At 66.6% G+C, this 1,592-nt stretch carries 1 protein-coding gene; it reads left to right on the plus strand.

Going from position 1 to position 1,592, the window contains the following annotated elements; genetic code table 11:
- Positions 1 to 328 precede the first annotated feature (328 nt).
- Positions 329 to 1,591, plus strand: a complete 1,263-nt coding sequence (locus ACZ4QV_RS42455) for an IS110 family RNA-guided transposase (protein WP_467764568.1) — start codon at positions 329 to 331, stop codon at positions 1,589 to 1,591.
- Position 1,592: the final 1 nt, after the last annotated feature.

Below are 1,592 nucleotides of genomic sequence, written 5' to 3' on the forward strand. Positions count from 1 at the left end.
CGAGGCCGGCTCGCGCCCAGCAGTCTGGTCAGAAGTGTGCGGAATCAGGTGCGGTTCGTGCTGCCAGGGCACCGAAAGGATGCCGTTCCTGCGGGACGGTCCGCCTGCGGTTCTCGGCCGGTTGGCTGTTCGTAGTCCGAGCCGGTTGCGCGGATCACCTCTCAGCTCTGCCTTGAGCTTTCAGCTCTGACGCGGACCGAGGGCCGTGTGACTCGCTGGGGTTGCGAACGGCTGGTGGGATGACGTGCCTTGAGCACTTCCATTAGGGAGCACGCGCACCCTGCACAGGCTCTGACCTGGCAAGAGAGTCGTCACGACGGAGGATCGGATGGACATCACCGGGTTACCGGCGCCAGTGTTCTGCGGAGTGGACTGGGCCGAAGAGCACCACGACATCGCACTGGTCGATGCGGGTGGACAGCAGCTCGCCAAGGTGCGGATCAGTGACGATGCCGCAGGCTTTGCTGAGCTCATGGCTCTGCTGGCCGAGCACGGTGACAGCGAGGACACACCCGTTCCGGTGGCGATCGAGACATCACGCGGACTGCTTGTCGCCTGCCTGCGGGCCACCGGCCGTCCGGTCTTCGCGATCAATCCGCTGGCGGTCGCCCGCTACCGCGACCGCCACTCCGTCGCCCGCAAGAAGTCGGACGCCGTCGACGCCGCGGCATTGGCCAACATCCTGCGGACCGACATGGCCGCCCACCGCCCGCTGCCAGCGGACTCCGAGCTCGTCCAGGCCATCACCGTGCTCGCCCGGGCCCAGCAGGACGCCGTCTGGGCCCGCGGCCAGGCCCATAACAAGCTCCGCTTCCAGCTCAGAGAGTTCTATCCGGCGATCCTCACCGCCTTCGCCCAGCACAAGCACGGCCTGTGCTCAAGGGAAGCCCGCAGCATCCTGGCCGCGGCACCGACCCCAGCATCGGCTGCGAAGCTGACACGGCGGCGTCTGCAGTCTCTGCTCAAGCAAGCCGGCCGCATCCGCGGCATCCAGGCCGAAGCCGAACGGATCCACGAGGTCTTCCAACGCGACTACCTTCACCAGCTTCCGCAGGTCGAAGCGGCTCTCGGACATCAGACTTCCGCACTACTCAGGCAACTGAACACCGCCTGCGACAACGCCGACCAGCTCGAAGAAGCCGCAACACAGGCCTTCGAGGAGCATCCGGACGCGCCGGTCATCCGCAGCTTTCCGGGCCTCGCCGCACTGACCGGCGCCCGGGTCCTGGCGGAGATCGGCGACGACCGGACCCGCTTCGCCACCGCCGGGTCCCTCAAGGCCTACGCGGGAAGCGCCCCGGTCACCAGAGCCAGCGGCAAGAGCTGCAAGGTCATGAGCCGGAAGGTCAAGAACCAGAGACTGGCCGCTGTCGGCTACGTCTGGGCCTTCAACTCTCTCACCAGGTCAACCGGCGCAAGAGCCCACTACGACCGCCGACGAGCAGCCGGCGACCACCACGTCGCAGCACAGCGCAACCTCTTCAACCGCTTCATGAGCATGCTGTTCCACTGCCTCCAGACCGGTCACACCTACAACGAAACGATCGCTTTCCCACAAGCCCCAGCGGAGGTCCAAGCAGCGGCGGCTTGAC

This window comes from Streptomyces sp. NPDC026394 (genome assembly GCF_055567735.1).

Excerpts from the sequence above, each read along its gene's own strand:
- ACZ4QV_RS42455 (WP_467764568.1), top strand. The coding sequence starts at position 329 with ATGGACATCACCGGGTTACCGGCGCCAGTGTTCTGCGGAGTGGACTGG.